1 pseudogene is annotated in these 243 nt (G+C 70.8%); it reads right to left on the minus strand.

The window, feature by feature from the left end:
* Window positions 1–242, minus strand: a pseudogene (locus ACTFO6_RS19535) (phosphoribosyltransferase); the annotation flags it as partial.
* Window position 243 lies beyond the last annotated feature (1 nt).

Genomic DNA, 243 nt, shown 5'->3' on the forward strand with positions numbered 1-243 from the left:
TAGCCGGCCACATACGTCCAGCCGGACTCATCGACCGCGCCTACCGCGACCTCGGCATTGAACGGCGCGCCCAGCTTTCTGACCAGCCCCACGTCCAGCTCGCCGTCCAGCTCGTCGGCCAGCACGCGCCCCATCTCAACGGCGCCGCGGGGAATCGCCAGCACCAGGGGGCACGCGCCGCGGTATTTCGCCAGCGCCGTCGCCACCCGGCGGGCCGCGTCGATCCGGTCCCAGAAAATCATC

The organism is Pelomicrobium sp. G1, assembly GCF_051905455.1.
GTDB lineage: Bacteria > Pseudomonadota > Gammaproteobacteria > Burkholderiales > UBA6910 > Pelomicrobium.